Below are 17,535 nucleotides of genomic sequence, written 5' to 3'. Positions count from 1 at the left end.
GCCGGGGAGCACCGCGGCTGGAGCCACAGTCCCGCCTCGTCCATTCGCGGAGCGTGCCGGCCTCGTCGCAATGACCGTGGCCGCCGAGCTGACCTTCCTGGCAGCCTCGTTGCTGGGATGGGCGCCGATGATCATTCTCCAGGCGGTCTTTCTCGGACCGACCACAGCAGCAGTAGTTGGCTCGGCCCTCACCGTGTGGGTCTGGTGGATCTTCCAGCCGAATCTCGACATCTCCGGCATCGAATTGCCGCGCGAGAAAGCACCCGCGCTGTTCGAAGCACTCGACGGGCTGCGCCAGAAACTCGATGCGCCTCCCATCCACCGCGTCATGCTGTGCGAAGACCTCAACGCTGCGGCCCACCTGTCCGGCGGGCTGCTCTCGTTGGTCGGCGGCCAGCGCACACTCGTGCTCGGCGTGCCGCTCCTGAAGCTGCTGTCGAAGGACGAGGCGACCGCGGTCATTGCACACGAGCTGGGGCATTTCTCGCGCCATCACGGCCGCCTGGGGCACTGGATCTACAACGTCCGCGCCAAATGGGGTGTCTACCTCAACAGCGACGAAAAACAAGACTCTGGCCTCGATCGGCTGCGCCGGTGGATTGCCTCGGCCTTCCTGCCGCGCTTCATGCGCATGTCGGCGAGCCGCTCGCGCGTCTGCGAGTTCGAGGCCGATGAATTGGCGGTGCGAGCGACGGGCAGCAGCCACCTCGCACAGGCCCTCATCAAACTGGACATCGCCGGGAGCCTGATGCGCCACGGCCTGCGCCGCAAGCTCAACGAACTGCAGGCCGAATCGCCGCATGCACCGGCAGCCTTCTGGGACTTCGTTGCGGCCTTCGTGCGCGACACCGCCCCCGACAAACTGCAGGCCGCGCTGGAAGAGGCGCGCAGCCTGCCGCGGCGCGTGCACGACACCCATCCGAGCCTCGATGACCGCATCGAAGCCATAGGCGCGTCGCTGAATCTGCCCGACTGGACACCGGCAGACTGTGCCGGCCAACAACTGCTGGGGGCCGACTGGCCCACGCAACTCAATGCAGCGAATGCGCGATGGTGCGAGCAGAAGGCGCCGGCATGGCGCTTGCGTCATCTGCGACTGGGTGCACTGCAGGCACGTCGGCTCGCAGACGCGGCCGGTGACGATTCCGTCGAACTTGCGCACCTGCAGTCCGAAGACGAGATCAAGGCCTCCGACGACACGCTGCGAGCACTCGAACGCCACGCCCAGACGCATGCAGCCGACGCGCTGGCCCAGTACGGCCTCGGCCTCGCGCTGCTGAATCGCGCGCGGCCCGAAGGCATTGCGCAAGTGCGTTCGGCCATCAAGCTGGACAGGCGCCTTGCGGTGCCGGGCTACGAAGCCATCCTTTCGCATGTACATCTGCACGGCACCGAAGACGAGATCCACGAGTTCTCGAAGCGCCGGGACCTTGCGGTCGAGAAGCAGGGATTGCTGCGCAAAGGCTTCTGGCGCCACCTGATGGACGTGCCCCTCACGCCGCTGCAACCCTGGGCCGCACAGCTGCTGTCCGAGGTGCTGCGCGAGGAAAAAGCACTCGATGGCTGCTGGGTGGCGCGCACGCGCATGACCAGCGAGACCGGCGAAATCTATGACATCAACCTGCTGATCGCGCGCGTCCACCATGCGAAGCTGGAAGCGGACGACCTCGACGAGGATGCGCTCTCCGCCCGGTATGCGACGTACCTCGCGGCTCTCTGCCCTCCGAACGAACTGCTGCGGCTCTCCGTCTACTTCGACACAGAGCCCATCAACCCGCGCCTGCTGGCACGCTTCATGGGCGTACCGGGCTGCGAACTCCACAAGCCAACCGGTACCATCAACGCGAACGTGATCAAAATCGACTCGCTCTGAAGCTGATACCTTGCCTGCCATGAACATCAACATCATCTTCGCCCGCGCCGCCAACGGCGTGATCGGTGCGAACAACACGATCCCCTGGCACATCCCGGAGGACATGGCGCACTTCAAGCAGCAGACCGCTGGCGCACCGGTGATCATGGGCCGCAAGACCTGGGACTCGCTGCCGCCACGCTTCCGGCCGCTGCCGGGCCGGCAGAACATCGTGGTGACGCGGCAGGCCGATTGGCAGGCCGAAGGCGCACTCCGCGCCAGCAGCCTGCAAGAGGCGCTGTCGCTTTGCGAATCGACTTCATCGAAGCCCGAGGCCGTGTGGGTCATCGGCGGCGCGCAGATCTACGCCGAGGCCGAGCCGCTTGCGCAACGCGCGGTGGTGACCGAGGTTGCGCGCGACTACGAAGGCGATGCCTACGCTCCTGAACTCGACGCCGCCGCGTGGCGCGAGACACAACGCGAATCGCATGTCTCCGCCAAGGAAGGCCTGGGCTTCAGCTTCGTGACTTACGAGCGCGTCGCCCCCACGAAGAAATGAGCGACAGCGCCCCGCACCGCTCGCCCGTGCCGGACTTGCGGCGCCGGTCGCTGGTGGCGGGCGCAGCGCTGCTCGCAGGCCTTGCGCCACTGCAGGCGGTGCAGGCAGCAGAGCCGCTGGAGCCCGACGAAGAAGCGCTCTTCATGACCGGCACGGCGCGCCCCACCGTCGACGGCCGGCTCGAAGTCGATATCCACGCGTGGATCTTCGAGCGCGAGCATCGCTGGGGGCTCAACACTGCCCTCGCACGCTACCTCGGCCTGAGCCTGAAGAAGCTCTCGCCCGCCGCGCGCCTGCGCTTCAACCAGCGCACCGCGCTGTTCCATGCGGAGTCGGAAGAAGACAAGGTGATCGACGTCGACTTCGACGGCAGCCCCGCACGCGTGACGATGCCGCCATCGGGCAAGGACGGCCGCAGCAACCTGCGCATCGTGATCGACGCACCGCGCGCGCCACTGCTGCCAACCTCGCCATCACCGCAGGAGTGGGTGCAGTTCCATGGCGTGACCGGCCCGGGTGAGCTGCTGCATCGCTTCAGGGGCCATGCGCTGGTCGTGCCCGCGCAGGGCGTGTCGGTCATCTCGGACATCGACGACACCATCAAGCGCACGCAGGTGCGCGACCGGCGCGAGATGCTGCTCAACACTTTCGCGCGCCGCTTCGAGGCCGCGCCACGCATGGCGGCCTGGTATCGCGCGCTGGCGAAGACGCCCGACACGCGCTTCCACTACCTTTCGGCGAGTCCGATCCAGCTCTACCCGGCGCTCTCGGATTTCATCCGCAACGCCGACTTTCCCGCGGGCAGCATGCATCTGCGCGAAAGCACCACGTGGCGCACGCTGATTCCCGGCGAGCAGGATTCGCGCGAGCACAAGCTCGGCGTGATCAACCGGCTGCTCACCGAATTTCCGCAGCGCCGCTTCGTGCTGGTGGGTGACTCTGGCGAAGCCGACCCCGAGATCTACGCGCAAACGTTTCACTCGCATCCGCAGCGCATCGACAGCATCGTGATCCGCGACGTGACGGGCGAAGGCCGCACCTCCGATCGCTATCGCGCGACCTTCGAAGGCATCGATCCGGTGCGATGGCACATCGTGATGCCGGACACCACGGCGTGGCCCGTGCAAGCGCTCAACTAGCCGCCGAGTTACCGGAAACAAACTGGCGCCTTCGTGGCTCCAGCAGCGCGAAAGGAACACTTCGGTACACCCGAGGAAAGGCATGCGCGGCGCAGGGTTTAGACAGCGCTAATTGTTTGTGCGCACAATGCCGTAAACGCCCTCAACCAAAAGGAGACGGCTCATGTCCATGGAATTTCTACGGGTTATCGCCGAGCAGAAATTGCCATACGTTATTCACACGCCGGCTGACATCGACAGGCTGCGCGTGCTGCGTGCGGCAGAGTTGGTGACTGCATTCATTCCGCCTTCGGACCGCGCCCCCGATGCGCGCGCGATCCGCCAGTTGGCCCAGGTCGAATCGATCACCGCCAAGGGCAAGCTGGCACTCAACAAAGCCACTTCGGCATTCATCGAGCTCTAGCAAGGCACCCTCGCGGCTTCGCACGAAGCCCGCGACGTTCGCGCCATTGACGCGGCCTCGCGCTGCGCTCACCCGGGTTCCCCGGGTCCTCCATTCCGGTTACACATCGCGCCATCCCGCGCACGCGGGAGCACGCGCGCGATAGCACCGCCCCCGCCTTCCTGTCATTGAACTTTGGTCCGATGCGCCGGCGGGCGCGTCTGCCCAGCATTCGGCTGCCTATTTGCGTGACAAAACCCTCATTTATGTAACTTTACAAAGCTCAGGCACTTGTTTTTGTTGAGGTTTGTCCAGCGCATGTGGGACCCCTCCCCAATTCTGGGGATTGTTAGCAAATATCTCGATTTGTATCTTCCATCCGTCTTTGATGCATGCCGGGACTGCAACGGCAACGGACCGCGCACCGCCCCAACCAGGCGACGAGCGTCGAGAAATTTCAACGTGTGTTCTTGTCAATTCAACCTTTTCTGAGAGCGAAAAATGTCGAATAGCCTGCAAAACTGGGTAGGACGCAATCGTCCGCCGCGCGTCCAGATCACCTATGACGTGGAGATCGGCGACGCCGTCGAAAAGAAAGAGCTGCCGCTGGTCGTGGGCCTGCTGGCCGACCTGTCGGGCCAGCCCGCACAGCCACTGCCGAAGCTCAAGGAGCGCCGCTTCGTCGAGATCGACCGCGACAACTTCGATGAAGTTCTCGGCAACATCACCCCCCGCCTCGACCTCTCGGTGCCCGACACCATGAAGGGCGAAGGCAACCTGAAGATCGAACTGAACTTCAAGGAGTTCAGCGACTTCCACCCCGAAGCCATCGTGGACCAGGTGCCCCGCCTGGCCAAGCTGCTCGAAGCCCGCCAGCAACTGCGCGACCTGCTCGCCAAGCTCGACGGCAACGACGAACTCGACGACCTGCTCGAGCGCGTGCTGCTGAACACCGAAGACCTGAAGACGGTCCAGAGCCAGGCCAGGGCCGAAGCCGGCAGCGCAGCAGCGCAAGCCGCCCCGGCCGCAGCCGCAGCCCCGCAAGCGGCTGCGGAAACCCAATCGTCCCCCGAAGCCGAAGCACCGGCAGCGTGATCAACCACGCCGGCCGCAGCCCTTCGGGCGCGACCCGGCAACTTTTGAATGGTGATAGAGATGGCCAACAAATCCAAAGCCGCTGAAGCCGGCAGCGCAGCAACCACCGTCACGACCAGTGACCTCGGTCTGCTCGACAAGATCGTCCTCGAAGGCAACATGACGACCGAGCCTTCGCAGGGCGCCTACGCGAAGAAGCTGATCGGTCAGCTGGCTTCGCAGATCCTCGACGAAGGCATGAAGACCAGCCCCGACAAGGGCGTGGTCACGCTGATCAACGAGCGCGTCGCCGAAATCGACCGCCTGCTGACCGACCAGCTCAACGCGATCCTGCACGCCCCCGAGTTCCAGGCCCTCGAAGCCTCCTGGCGCGGCCTGCACGACCTGGTGACCGGCACCGAGACCGGCAGCAACCTGAAGCTGCGCCTGCTCAACGTGAGCAAGAAGGACCTGCTGAAGGACCTGGAGACCGCCGTCGACCACGACACCAGCGTGCTCTTCAAGAAGATCTACGAAGAGGAATACGGCACCTACGGCGGCCACCCCTATTCGCTGCTGATCGGCGACTACTACTTCGGCCGCCACCCGCAGGACATCGCCCTGCTGGAGCGCATCTCCCGCGTGGCCGCCGCCGCGCACGCGCCTTTCATCGCAGCAGCCGCGCCCGCGCTGTTCGACTTCAAGTCGTTCACCGAACTCGGCATTCCGCGCGACCTGTCCAAGACCTTCGAGAGCGCCGAGCTCGCCTCGTGGCGCGGCTTCCGCGAATCGGAAGACTCGCGCTACGTCTCGCTGGTGCTGCCGAGCTACGCGGCTCGCCTGCCCTACGGTGCCAAGACCATTCCCGTCGAGAACTTCAACTACGAAGAAGACGTGGACGGCACCGACCACGGCAAGTACCTGTGGGCCAACGCGGCCTACCAGCTGGGCCTTCGCATCACGCAGGCTCACTCGCTGTACGGCTGGACCACGGCCATCCGCGGCGTCGAAGGCGGCGGCAAGGTCGACGGCATGGTGGCTCACGCCTACAAGACGGACGAAGGCGACATCGCCCTGAAGCCGCCGACGGAAGTGACCATCACCGACCGCCGCGAAAAGGAACTGAGCGACCTCGGCTTCATCGCCATCGTCAACTCCAAGGGCTCGAACACCGCGGCCTTCTTCGGCGGCCAGACCGTGAACAAGCCCAAGGTGTACGACAAGGATTCGGCCAACGCCAACGCGGCAGTCTCGGCTCGCCTGCCCTACATCCTGGCGGCCTCGCGTTTCGCGCACTACCTGAAGGTGATCGTGCGCGACAAGATCGGCAGCTTCCAGACGCAGGCCGACATGCAGAAGCACCTGAACAACTGGGTTGCCAACTACGTGCTGGTGAGCCCCTCGGCGCCGCAGGCCATGAAGGCCAAGTACCCGCTGAGCCAAGCCCGCGTGGACGTGACCGAAGTTCCGGGCAAGCCGGGCTCGTACCGCGCCATCGCCTTCCTGAAGCCGCACTTCCAGCTCGAGGAACTCTCGGCCTCGATCCGCCTGGTGGCCGACCTGCCGGCTGCCGCCGCCTGATCGCCCCCTTCATTCATCTGCATCGACAGACGAACCAACAGATTTACTGAAAGAACATTCACATGCCTATCTATCTCAAGATCCCAGGTGTCACCGGCCAAACCCAGATCGAGGGCCACAAGGACGAACTGGAAGTCCAGAGCTTCCAGTTCGGCGCCGGCCTCGCCGTGACGGCGGGCACCTCCAACCAGGAACGCACCGCGGGCAAGCCCAGCTTCTCCGAAATCACCGTGACCCGCACCAGCGACTCGGCCACGCCCCAGCTGCTGCAGAAGCTCGCCGGTGGCGAGGTGTTCGCGGGCGACACCATCATCACCTTCCCGCGCGAAGACAAGAGCGGCCTGCTGCCCTTGATGGTCGTGACCCTGACCGACGTCATCCTCAGCGGCCTCTCCGTTTCCAGCGGCGGTGACCTGCCGCAGGAAAGCGTCTCCCTGAACTACGCGGCCATCAAGGTCGAGTACACGAAGCAGAAGGAAGAAGGCGGCCAGGAAGGCATCGCACCGTTCGGCTGGGATCTCTCGAAGAACGTCGCGGTCGCATGACGGCTCGACGCTGACACCCGGCGCCTACCGTGTCCGAACTCATCAAAGGGGGCGTCGCGCCCCTGTTCGACCGGCTGGCGTCGGCGCCGTCCGAGCACGCCCGCGGCGCTGCTCATCTCGAAACGATGGAGTCCTTGCAGGACTCCATCGGTCGTGAGCTGCGCCGTCTGTTCAACACGCGCTCGCCGCTGTCGGCTGCCGACTATGCGCAGGGCAGCGGCACGGTGCTGGAGTACGGCATTCCGGATTTCTCCGCGCTCAGCGCGCAGAACGCCGCCGACTTGCAGCAGCTGGCTGCCACGCTGCGCCAGGCGGTGCAGCGCTACGAGCCGCGCCTGACGGACGTGAGCGTGCAAGTGAGCGCCACGCCCAACCGGCATGAAGTGGCGCTGGTGCGCATCGGCGCGCAGGCGCGGGCCGGGCTCGCGCTGCGCCACGTGGATTTCGAAATGCTGCTCGGCACGCCCGACAGCCTGATGAAGATCGCCTGACGTGTCCGACATCCAGCACAGCGACCTGCTGCAGTACTACAAGCGCGAACTGTCCTACCTGCGAGGACAGGGGTCGGACTTCGCCCAGCGCTATCCCAAGGTCGCCTCGCGCCTCTCGCTGCACGGCGGCGAGTCACTCGACCCGCACACCGAACGACTGATCGAGTCGGTGGCCTTCCTGTCGGCGCGCGTGCATCGCGACCTCGACCAGGAATTTCCCGACGTCGCCTACGCGCTGCTCGACAACCTCTGCCCGTCGCTGGTGCAGCCGCTGCCCTCGATGTCGGTGGCGCAGTTCGGGCTCGATCCGGCGCAGGGCAAGGTCACGGCGGGCTTTCGCGTGCCGCGCCACACCATGCTGCATGCGAGGACGCAAGCCACTCAGTCGCAGGAGTGCCGCTTCCGCACTGCGTGGGACACCGTGCTGTGGCCACTGCGCATCGCGCACGCCGCCATCGACGCCGACGCCGTGCTTCGGCTCAGGCTCGAATGCAATACCGAAGCCGACTTCTCCGAACTGGAGATCGACAGCCTGCGCATCCACCTGCAAGGCGACTGGATGACCACGATGCCGCTGTACGACGCGCTGGTGTCGGGCGTGAAGTCGGTAGGCATCACCCCCGAAGGCGGCGCGCTGCAGATGCTGCCGGCCGACGCATGGCGCGAGGTCGGCTTTGCCGAAGGCGAAGAAGTGCTGCCGCAGCCCGCCAACGCACAGCCCGCCTATGGCCTGCTGCAGGAGTACTTCGCGTTTCCGCGCAAGTTTCATTTCTTCGACCTGCATCACCTGCGCGCGCGCCTGGGCCGCGGACGCAGCTGCGAGCTGGTGTTCCAGCTCGATCGCACCACCAGGGTGCTGCGGCACATCGACGCCGACAACTTCCAGCTCGGCTGCACGCCCATCGTCAACCTGTTCCCGCGCGTGAGCGAGCCGCTGGTGATGGACCAGCGCCACTACGAATACATGCTGGTGCCCGACCGCCAGCGCGACGCCACCACCGAAGTGCATTCGATCGTCTCGGTGATCGCCTCCGACCCGGACGCCGACAAACCCGTCGACGTGCCGGGCTTCGCCGCACTGGGCCATGTGGACGGTGCACAGGGCGCGCAGGGTGGCGCGGTGTTCTGGGCCGCGCGGCGCGAGCCCTGCCTGCGCCAGAGCATTCCCGGCACCGACGTGTTCCTGTCCTTCGTCGACCAGGGCAAGACGCACAGCCGGCCCGCGCAACCGGTGGTCTACGCGCACCTGCTGTGCACCAACCGGCGGCTGGCCGAGCAGGTGCCCGTGGGCGCGCGCCTGGTGGCCGAAGGCCCGTCGCAGCCCACGCAAGTGCGCTGCCTGTACGAGCCCACCGCGCAACGCGATCCGCCGCTGGGCAGCGAGACGCTGTGGCGGCTGGTGTCGCTGCTCACGCTCAACCATCAGTCGCTGGTGGACGGCTCCACCGGCCGCGAGCAACTTCGCGAGATGCTGCTGCTGTTCGCTTCCGACAGCCGGCGCGACCATGCGCAGATCCGCGGCATCGCCGGGCTCTCGGCGCGGGGCGTCACCGCCCACGTGGGCACCGAAGCCTGGCGCGGCTACTGCCGCGGCACGCAGGTCACGCTCGAATTCGAGGACGACGCCTTCGTCGGCGGCTCGCCTCTCATGATGTCGGCCGTTCTCGCGCGCTTCTTCGCGATGTACACCTCGGTGAACTCCTTCGTTCGCCTCGTGGTGCGCAACGGCGAAGAGGTCAGAAAACAGTGGGCCCCGATGACGGGCCGGCAGGTGGTTCTGTGATCGAACAACTCACCGCCCGCCCGCAGGACTTCAACCTGTTCCAGGCCATCAGCCTGCTCGAGCGCGCCGCGCCCGAGGCGGTGCCTGTGGGCCGTTCGCAAGGCCCGCGCGAACGAGAGGCCGTGCGGCTGCATGCCTTCGTCACGCTGGCGTTCGAGGCCAGCGACGTGCGCGAAGTCGGCACTGACGCATCGACCGGCGAGCCCTTCGAGCTCACCACGCCCGCCCTTTCGCTGGGCGGCAGCGGCGGCCCGCTGCCGATGCCCTTCACCGAGATGCTGCTGGAGCGCCGGCAGCAGCGCGACCACGCGACGGGGGACTTCCTCGACATCTTCAATCACCGCTTCCTGGCCTTCCTGTACCGCAGCCGCCGCAAGCACCACGTGGCGCTCAACCCGCAGTCGCCTTCGAGCTCCACGCTGGCGTCCACGCTCGATGCAGCCAGCGCACTGGGCCTGCGCGCCGGTGTGCGCGCACCCGATGGCTCCGCCCTGTGGCTGCGCCATGCCGGTCTGCTCGGCGGCGCGCCACGCGGCATGACCGCGCTGCTAGCCCTGCTGCGCGACCGACTCGGCGTGCAGGTGCACGGCACGCAGTTCCGCGGCCGCTGGCTCGCACTGGAACCCGATGCCTCGGCGCGGCTGGACATGCGCACGCCGCTGGGCGGCGGCGCCGTGCTCGGCAAGCGCGTGTGGGACCAGGGCGCCGGCATCCGCCTCACCTTCAGCAACCTGAGCCAGCAGCGCCTGCGCGCCCTGCTGCCGCGCGGCGCAGACCATGCGCTCGCCAAATGGCTGGTGCGCCGCTTCATCCCGCAAGACCTGAAGGTCGAGATGGAGCTGAGCCTCGCGCCCACCGAATTGCGCAGCAGCGTGCTCGGCGCCGCGAACCCGATGCGACTGGGCTGGACTTCATGGGTCGCGGGCCCGACCTTCCGCGGCGCACTGCCGCCCGTTCACCACACCTTGACCAGCGACGGCGGCGACGCGCCCGGCGCCTGACCCGAACACGCCTTATGGACATCGACATCCGCACCCTGCTCGGCCGGCTCAACCCGGAATGCAAGCGCGCCATGGAACAGGCCGCCGAGCTGTGCGTGCAGCAGACGCACTACAACGTCGACCTCGAACACCTGCTGCTGAAGTTGGTGGACAACGACGCACCCGACCTGCGGCTGGTGTTCGGCCGCTTTGGCCTGCGCCCCGACACCGTGCAGGCGCAGTTGCAGAAGTCGCTCGACACCTTCAAGCGTGGCAACGGCCGCACGCCGAGCCTGACGCCCGACTTCGCGCCGCTGTTCCAGGAAGCGTGGCTCATGAGCTCGATGCTGCTGGGCCAGCAGCACATCCGCTCGGGCACGCTGATGCTGGCGCTGCTCGATGTGGACCGCCTGCGCGGCCGCCTGGTCGATGCCGCGCCCGCGCTGCTGCAGATTCCGCGCGGCACGCTGCGCGACGAACTCGCCGGCCTGCTGCAGTCGTCGCCCGAGGATGCGGCCGCCTCGGCACTGTCCGCCGCACCGATAGCCTCGGCGCCTGCCGCGAACCAGTCGGCTGCGCCATCGGCGCCAGACGCCGGTGCTCCGCCGCTGCAAATGCCCACCGCGCGCCGCAACAACTCGGCCACGCCTTCGCTCGACCAGTACACGGTCGACATGACGCAGCTCGCGCGCAACGGCGCGATCGACCCCATCCGCGGTCGCGACGGTGAGATCCGCCAGATCATCGATGTGCTGCTGCGCCGCCGCCAGAACAACCCCATCCTCACCGGCGAGGCCGGCGTCGGCAAGACGGCCGTGGTCGAAGGTTTCGCGCAACGCGTGGTGCAGGGCGACGTACCGCCCGCGCTGCGCCAGGTGTCTGTGCGCTCGCTCGACCTGGCACTGTTGCAGGCGGGCGCCGGCGTGAAGGGCGAGTTCGAGAACCGGCTCAAGTCGGTCATTGCCGAAGTCAAGGCCTCGCCCACGCCGGTGATTTTGTTCATCGACGAGGCGCACCAGCTCATCGGCGCGGGCGGCGCCGAGGGCCAGGGCGACGCGGCCAACCTGCTGAAGCCTGCGCTCGCGCGCGGCGAGCTGCGCACCATCGCGGCAACCACCTGGGCCGAGTACAAGAAATACGTCGAGCGCGACCCTGCACTGGCACGGCGCTTCCAGGTCGTGAAGGTCGAGGAGCCGAGCGAAGAAGTCGCCATCGACATGCTGCGCGGCATGGTCGAGACGCTGGAGAAGCACCACGGCGTGGAGATCGTCGACGACGCCGTGCGCGAGGCCGTCAAGCTCTCGCACCGCTACATCACCGGCCGCCAGCTGCCCGACAAGGCCATCAGCGTGCTCGACACCGCCTGCGCGCGCGTGGCCATCGGGCAGAGCGGTCTGCCCGCCGAGCTCGAATCGGCCGCGCGCGACATCTCCACGGGCGAGAGCGAGCTGCGCGTGCTGCGCCACGAGGCCGCCACCGGTGGCGACCACCAGGACGCCATCGCCGCGCTCACCTCGCGGCTCGACGTGCTGCGCCAGAAGCACAAGCGCCTGTCCGACAAGGTCGACGAAGAGAAGCACGCGGTGATGGAAATCGTCGCGCTGCGCCGCAAGATTTCTGACAGCCTGCGCGACAACGCACCGCCGCCCGACGAGGAGAACGACCCCGCGCTGCTCACCGCCGCGTTGCGCCGCCTCGAGAAAGGCCTGGAGGCGCTGCAGAGCGACGAGCCCATGGTGCCCGTGTGCGTCGATGGCGTGATGGTGGCCGAAGTCATCTCCGGCTGGACGGGCATCCCGGTCGGCAAGATGATGACCGACGAGTTGCACACGGTGCTCAACCTGAAGGAGAAGCTCGCCGAGCGCGTGGTCGGGCAGGACGATGCGCTCGACGCCATCGCGCGGCGCGTGCGTACCTTCCGCGCCGACCTCGACGACCCCGGCAAGCCCGTGGGCGTGTTCATGCTGGTGGGCCCCAGCGGCGTGGGCAAGACTGAGACGGCCTTCGCGCTGGCCGACCTGCTGTATGGCGGCGAGCGCAACGTCATCACCGTGAACATGTCGGAGTTCCAGGAGGCGCACACCGTCTCCAGCCTCAAGGGCGCGCCGCCCGGCTACGTGGGCTACGGGCGCGGCGGCGTGCTGACCGAGGCCGTGCGCCGCCGCCCCTACAGCGTGGTGCTGCTCGACGAAATGGAGAAGGCCCACCCCGACGTGCTGGAGTTGTTCTTCCAGGTGTTCGACAAGGGCACCATGGAAGACGGCGAAGGCGTGCAGATCGACTTCAAGAACACGCTGATCCTGCTCACCTCCAACGCCGCGCAAGACGTGATCACGCAGGCCTCGCAGGGCGGCCGCAGGCCCGACCCCGAGGAGCTTGTGGAGCGGCTGCGCCCCGAGTTGCTCAAGCAGTTCAGCCCCGCCTTCCTGGGCCGGCTGGCGCTGGTGCCTTATCACCACCTGGGCGACGAGCAGATCCGCTCGATCGTGAACCTCAAGCTCGGCAAGCTGGCGCGGCGCTTCGCGCTGAACCACCACGCGACCTTCACGTGGGACGTGCAGGTGGAAGACGCCATTACCGCGCGCTGCACCGAGGTGGACAGCGGCGCGCGCAACATCGACCACATCCTGGCTCATGCGGTGCTGCCCGAGCTTTCGCGCCAGGTGCTGGAGCGCATCTCGATGGCCGCCGCGTTCACCGCGGTGCACATGGGCATGGACGGCGACGGTGCGTTCGCCTTCAGCTTCGAACCGGCAACGCTGAGCTGATAGATGAACATGCGCGAAGGCTTCACCCAGCACGCCGCCTTCCTGACGGTGAAGACCGTGCTCGGGCCGGACGAACTGCTGCTCGACGCCTTCCAGGCCGCCGAGGGGTTGTCGCAGCTGTTCGCGTGCTCGCTCACCATGCGTTCCCCTTCGAGCGCGCTGAAAGCCGACGACCTGATCGGCACCTCGGCCACGGTTGTGCTGCAGCGGCCCGAGAAGGAAACCCGCTTCTTCAACGGCATCGTCTCGCGCTTCACCTACCTGGGCAGCAACCGGGACTTCGCGACCTATTCGCTCGAACTGGTGCCGCGCATGTGGCTGCTCACGCTGGGGCGCGACCGCGTGATCTACCAGAGCATGAGCACGCCCGACATCCTGCAGAAGGTGCTCGGCGAATTCGGCGTGGCCTTCAGCACGCAGCTGCAGGGCACCTACGCACCTCGCGAATACTGCGTGCGCTACGACGAGACAGCCTTCGACTTCATCTCGCGCCTGATGGAGGAGGAAGGCATCTTCTACTTCTTCACCTTCGCGGACGGCGCGCACACGCTGGTGCTGGCCGACAGCAACTCGGCGTGCATGCCCTGCCCCCACGCGGAAAAGCTCGTCATGCGCAGCAGCGAGGAAGGCTACGCGCACACCCATGCCGTCACCCGCTTCGAGTCGGACGCCCGGCTGGTGACCAAGGACCAGGCGGTGGACGACTACGACTTCCTCACGCCCGACACCGATCTGCGGGAGCAGCACGAGGGAAAGATCGGGCGCGGCCTTGACTACGAATATCCCTCGCGCGTGCCAGCGGCGGCCGGCGCGGCGCGCGCGCGCATCCGCCTGGAAATGCACCAGGCCGGCAGCCAGTCGGGCCGCGGCGACAGCCATTGCCACTACCTGACGCCGGGCACCACCTTCACGCTGGAAGAGCATTCCCGCGAGGATCTCAACGTGAAGCACGTGGTGTACAGCGTGCGGCACCACGCCGAGCGCGAGCACTACAGCAACAGCTTCGAGACCCTGCCTCCCGACCTGCCCTTCCGCCCGCAACGCCGCACGCCGCGACCGGTGGTGGCCGGCAACCATACGGCGCAGGTGGTGGGCCCGGCCGGCGAAGAAATCTGGACCGACGAGCACGGGCGCATCAAGGTGCAGTTTCCATGGGACCAGCTGGGCAAGAAGAACGACAAGAGTTCGTGCTGGATCCGCGTCTCGCAGATGTGGGCCGGCAAGGGCTGGGGCGCTCTCTTCCTGCCGCGCATCGGACAGGAGGTGGTCGTGAGCTATGTCGATGGCGATCCCGACCGGCCGCTGGTCTCGGGCAGCGTCTACAACGGCACGAACCCCACGCCGGTCACCCTGCCTGGCATGTCGTCGCAAAGCACGATCCGATCGCGCTCGACCAAGACCGGCGACGCGGGCAACGAGATGCGCTTCGAGGACAAGAAGGGCTCCGAAGAGTTCTACCTGCACGCCCAGAAAGACATGCGCGTGGAAATCGAGAACGACCTGACCACCACGGTGATGGCCGGCAACGAACTCCACACCGTCACCAAGGGCAACCGCACGGTCAAGGTCGACACGGGCAACGAAACCCACTCGGTGAAGGGCACGCGCGCGCTGGACGTCACAGGCAACGAGACGCACGACAACAAGGCCAACTTCACACAGACGGTCACCGGCAACTACGAGCTCAAGGTCACGGGCAACCTGGTGATCGACGTGACAGGCACCCTGCTCATCAAGTCGGCCCAGACGCTGGACCTGAAGGCCGGCACCGACCTGGGCGCCAACGCCGGCGTCAACTTCAAGGCCGAGGCCGGCGTGGCGCTGTCGGCCAAGGGCGGCGCCTCGCTGTCGAACGAGGCGCCCTCGATCAGCAGCAAGGCCTCGGGCATGAACGCCGTCGAAGGCGGCGGCATGGTCACGCTCAAGGGCGGGCTGGTGAAGATCAATTGAACGATTGAACACCATGGCACTTCCTTCTCTCCCAACAAAAGACCTGGCCTCGGTGCCCGAGGCCGTGGTGCGCGAAGCCCTCGACGGCGCCGGCCAGACGGTGGTGCGCGCGTCTTTCCTGGGCGATGTTCCGCACGGGCCGATGCAGGTGTTCTCGGCCGCGGGCAAGCCGGCAATGGAGGCCTCCTACCAGGCCGGCGTGCCGCACGGCGCCATGCGCCTGTTCGACGAACGCGGCCAGCTGCTGCAGGAAACGCAGCGCTTCGGCGGCGTGGCCGAAGGCACCACACGCAGCTACTACCCCAGCGGCAAGCTCATGCAGACACACCAGCACGTGCGCGGCACGCTGCATGGCGATGCCGTGGCGTACGCCGAATCGGGCGATGTCACAGCGCGGCTGCGCTACGTGGCCGGCCGCCTCGAAGGCGAAGCCACCTACTACAACGAAGGCCGCATGGTGCGACGCGAGCAGTACCGCGCCGGCCTGCTCGACGGCGAAGTGCTCGACTACCTGGCAAGCGGCGGCGTGGCGCAGTCGTCCACCTACGTGGCCAGCGTGCTGCACGGCCCGCTGCGGCGCTTCTGGCCCAACGGCCAGCTGATGGAAGAAATCGCGTACCGCCAGGGCAAGCCGCACGGCAACCCGCGCCGCTTCGACCAGGCCGGCCACGAGGTCGTGGAGACAGCCGCATCGCCGGGCTTCATGAAGAGCCTGGAAAAACTCGTGAGGGGAGGCTGAGCCATGGGCATGCACGTCTGCATGGGGGCCACGCTGCAGTGCAGCTTCGGCGCCGCGCCTTCCAACCTCGTGGTGCTGCCCGTGAACGCAGTGGTCACCAGTGGCGTGCCGGCGGCCACCATCATCGACAACAAGCCGATCGCCAACATCCTGCCCTTCGGCACCTGCAACAGCATGTCGAACCCGATGGTGGCCGCGGCCACCGCCGCCGCGCTCGGCGCCTTCACGCCGATGCCCTGCATTCCGGTAACGGCCGCGCCCTGGGCACCCGGCTCGCCCACGGTGCTGGTCGGCAGCATGCCCGCACTGCAGGACAGCTCGAAGCTCGCATGCAACTGGGGTGGCGTGATCCAGGTCGTCGTGCCGGGGCAGTTCACTTCAATGGTTCCCTGACCGATCCCTACTTACTCATGTCGCAATACGTTTTCACGATGAGCTCCCGCATGGTCGCCATCACGGTGACCTGCCTGGTGCTGCTGTGCGTCCTCCTGTTCCTGATGGGCGTGGAGATCGGCAAGCTGCTGGCGCCTGCGCCCATCCCTTCGGCTCCCGCCGCCGTGGCGCCTGCGCCGCTGCAGTCGCCCTCTCCCGCACCTGCCCCCACAGCCGCGCCGGCTCCCGCCGCCTCCACCCAATGACCAAAGTAGATCAAAGCATGTCGAACAACACACGACACCTCACGGGCATGCACAGCGCGCTGCGTCGCCTCGCCCTTCCAACATTGCTGGCGCTGGCCGGCCTCTGCGCGGGTGGCTCCGCCAGCGCGGCGGGCGAACGGCCCGTGGCGCAGGGCGTGATCGCCGTGCCAGCCGCACTCGCCGCGCCCGCCGCCGCGGCGCCCGCGCCCGCGCCCGCGTTTCCGGTCGAGCCGGCAGCCCCTGTCGCGCCACCGGCACCCGTGCTCACCAACGGCCTCGTGCGCGTACCCGACGGCCGCCTGCTCGCGCCCGACATCGCGCGCATCGTGACGCGCGGCGAGCTCGTGGTGGCCATGCTCAAGGTCGACACGCCGCCGTTCTTCTTCTTCGACGACGCCGGCCAGTGGACCGGGCTCGAGGTCGGCCTGGCGCAGTCGCTCGCCAAGGAACTGGGCGTCAAGCTGCGCTTCAACCGCGAGGCCGGCACTTTCAACGCGGTGGTCGACCTGCTGGCCAACGGCCAGGCCGACCTGGCCATCAGCAAGCTGTCGCGCACGCTGGCGCGCACGCAGACCATTGCGTTCAGCGACGCCTACCTCACGCTGAACCACTCGCTGATCCTGAACCGCGTGAAGTTCGCGCAGCTCTCGCACGGGCGCCCGCTGCCGGAGGTCATCCGCAACTTCAACGGCAGCATCGGCGTGATCGCCAAGTCGTCCTTCGCGGACTACGCGCGCACCAACTTCCCGCACGCCAAGGTGCAGGAGTTTCCGACCTGGAACGAGGTGCTGGTGGCCCTGCACAAGGGCGAGATCGTGAGCGCCTATCGCGACGAGTTCGAGGTCAAGCGCGTGCTCAAGGCCGACCCGACCGTATCGCTCGTGCTGCGCACCGTGACGCTGAAGGACCTGGAAGACACCCTCGGCATCGGCGTTGCCGTGACCGACACCACGCTGCTGGCCTACGTCAACCAGTTCCTCGCCCAGCGCACCGAGAAGCTGGACATCCAGAAGGTGCTGCAGGCACTCGACCGCTGAGCCGCAAAGAACACGCA

Annotated in this window: 16 protein-coding genes; all 16 read left to right on the top strand. The window is 67.0% G+C overall.

What is annotated here, in order from left to right; genetic code table 11:
* Positions 1 to 70: 70 nt before the first annotated feature.
* The gene (locus BLV60_RS26235) at positions 71 to 1,873 is read left to right on the top strand and encodes a M48 family metallopeptidase (RefSeq protein ID WP_093058221.1); all 1,803 of its coding nucleotides are present in this window, start codon (positions 71 to 73) and stop codon (positions 1,871 to 1,873) included.
* Between the two features lie 19 nt (positions 1,874 to 1,892).
* Positions 1,893 to 2,411, top strand: coding sequence for a dihydrofolate reductase (locus tag BLV60_RS26230; protein ID WP_093058220.1), 519 nt, complete (start codon positions 1,893 to 1,895; stop codon positions 2,409 to 2,411).
* On the top strand, positions 2,408 to 3,550 hold the full coding sequence (locus BLV60_RS26225) for a phosphatidate phosphatase App1 family protein (protein WP_093058219.1): 1,143 nt from the start codon (positions 2,408 to 2,410) through the stop codon (positions 3,548 to 3,550). The genes BLV60_RS26230 and BLV60_RS26225 overlap by 4 nt, the downstream gene beginning before the upstream one ends.
* A gap of 163 nt (positions 3,551 to 3,713) precedes the next feature.
* Positions 3,714 to 3,953, top strand: a complete 240-nt coding sequence (locus BLV60_RS26220) for a hypothetical protein (RefSeq protein WP_007829428.1) — start codon at positions 3,714 to 3,716, stop codon at positions 3,951 to 3,953.
* Positions 3,954 to 4,433: 480 nt separating this feature from the next.
* Positions 4,434 to 5,027, top strand: coding sequence for a type VI secretion system contractile sheath small subunit (gene tssB / locus BLV60_RS26215; RefSeq protein WP_093058218.1), 594 nt, complete (start codon positions 4,434 to 4,436; stop codon positions 5,025 to 5,027).
* A gap of 60 nt (positions 5,028 to 5,087) precedes the next feature.
* Positions 5,088 to 6,587 carry a type VI secretion system contractile sheath large subunit gene (tssC, locus tag BLV60_RS26210; protein ID WP_093058321.1) on the top strand — a complete coding sequence of 500 codons (1,500 nt, stop codon included), beginning with the start codon at positions 5,088 to 5,090 and terminating at the stop codon, positions 6,585 to 6,587.
* A gap of 62 nt (positions 6,588 to 6,649) precedes the next feature.
* Entirely contained in the window at positions 6,650 to 7,132 is a 483-nt protein-coding gene (locus BLV60_RS26205; RefSeq protein ID WP_093058217.1) for an Hcp family type VI secretion system effector, read from the top strand.
* 29 nt (positions 7,133 to 7,161) lie between these two features.
* On the top strand, positions 7,162 to 7,623 hold the full coding sequence (gene tssE / locus BLV60_RS26200; protein ID WP_093058216.1) for a type VI secretion system baseplate subunit TssE: 462 nt from the start codon (positions 7,162 to 7,164) through the stop codon (positions 7,621 to 7,623).
* 1 nt (position 7,624) lies between these two features.
* On the top strand, positions 7,625 to 9,406 hold the full coding sequence (gene tssF, locus BLV60_RS26195) for a type VI secretion system baseplate subunit TssF (protein WP_371127406.1): 1,782 nt from the start codon (positions 7,625 to 7,627) through the stop codon (positions 9,404 to 9,406).
* The gene (gene tssG, locus BLV60_RS26190; protein ID WP_256329589.1) at positions 9,403 to 10,407 is read left to right on the top strand and encodes a type VI secretion system baseplate subunit TssG; all 1,005 of its coding nucleotides are present in this window, start codon (positions 9,403 to 9,405) and stop codon (positions 10,405 to 10,407) included. Before tssF ends, tssG begins: the two co-directional genes overlap by 4 nt.
* 14 nt (positions 10,408 to 10,421) lie before the next feature.
* Positions 10,422 to 13,154 (top strand): type VI secretion system ATPase TssH, encoded by a 2,733-nt coding sequence (tssH, locus tag BLV60_RS26185; RefSeq protein WP_093058214.1) that lies wholly within the window; start codon positions 10,422 to 10,424, stop codon positions 13,152 to 13,154.
* Positions 13,155 to 13,157: 3 nt separating this feature from the next.
* On the top strand, positions 13,158 to 15,104 hold the full coding sequence (locus BLV60_RS26180) for a type VI secretion system Vgr family protein (RefSeq protein ID WP_371127405.1): 1,947 nt from the start codon (positions 13,158 to 13,160) through the stop codon (positions 15,102 to 15,104).
* A 13-nt stretch (positions 15,105 to 15,117) separates the two neighbouring features.
* On the top strand, positions 15,118 to 15,843 hold the full coding sequence (locus BLV60_RS26175; RefSeq protein ID WP_143042642.1) for a toxin-antitoxin system YwqK family antitoxin: 726 nt from the start codon (positions 15,118 to 15,120) through the stop codon (positions 15,841 to 15,843).
* A gap of 3 nt (positions 15,844 to 15,846) precedes the next feature.
* Positions 15,847 to 16,236 (top strand): DUF4280 domain-containing protein, encoded by a 390-nt coding sequence (locus BLV60_RS26170; protein WP_093058212.1) that lies wholly within the window; start codon positions 15,847 to 15,849, stop codon positions 16,234 to 16,236.
* A 17-nt stretch (positions 16,237 to 16,253) separates the two neighbouring features.
* The gene (locus tag BLV60_RS26165; protein ID WP_093058211.1) at positions 16,254 to 16,481 is read left to right on the top strand and encodes a hypothetical protein; all 228 of its coding nucleotides are present in this window, start codon (positions 16,254 to 16,256) and stop codon (positions 16,479 to 16,481) included.
* Positions 16,478 to 17,518, top strand: coding sequence for an ABC transporter substrate-binding protein (locus BLV60_RS26160; RefSeq protein WP_256329588.1), 1,041 nt, complete (start codon positions 16,478 to 16,480; stop codon positions 17,516 to 17,518). The genes BLV60_RS26165 and BLV60_RS26160 overlap by 4 nt, the downstream gene beginning before the upstream one ends.
* Positions 17,519 to 17,535 lie beyond the last annotated feature (17 nt).

This window comes from Variovorax sp. YR634, from assembly GCF_900106655.1.
GTDB lineage: Bacteria > Pseudomonadota > Gammaproteobacteria > Burkholderiales > Burkholderiaceae_C > Variovorax.
The sequence above is the reverse complement of the archived record's forward strand: the minus strand, read 5'-3'. Positions and strand labels throughout refer to the sequence as shown.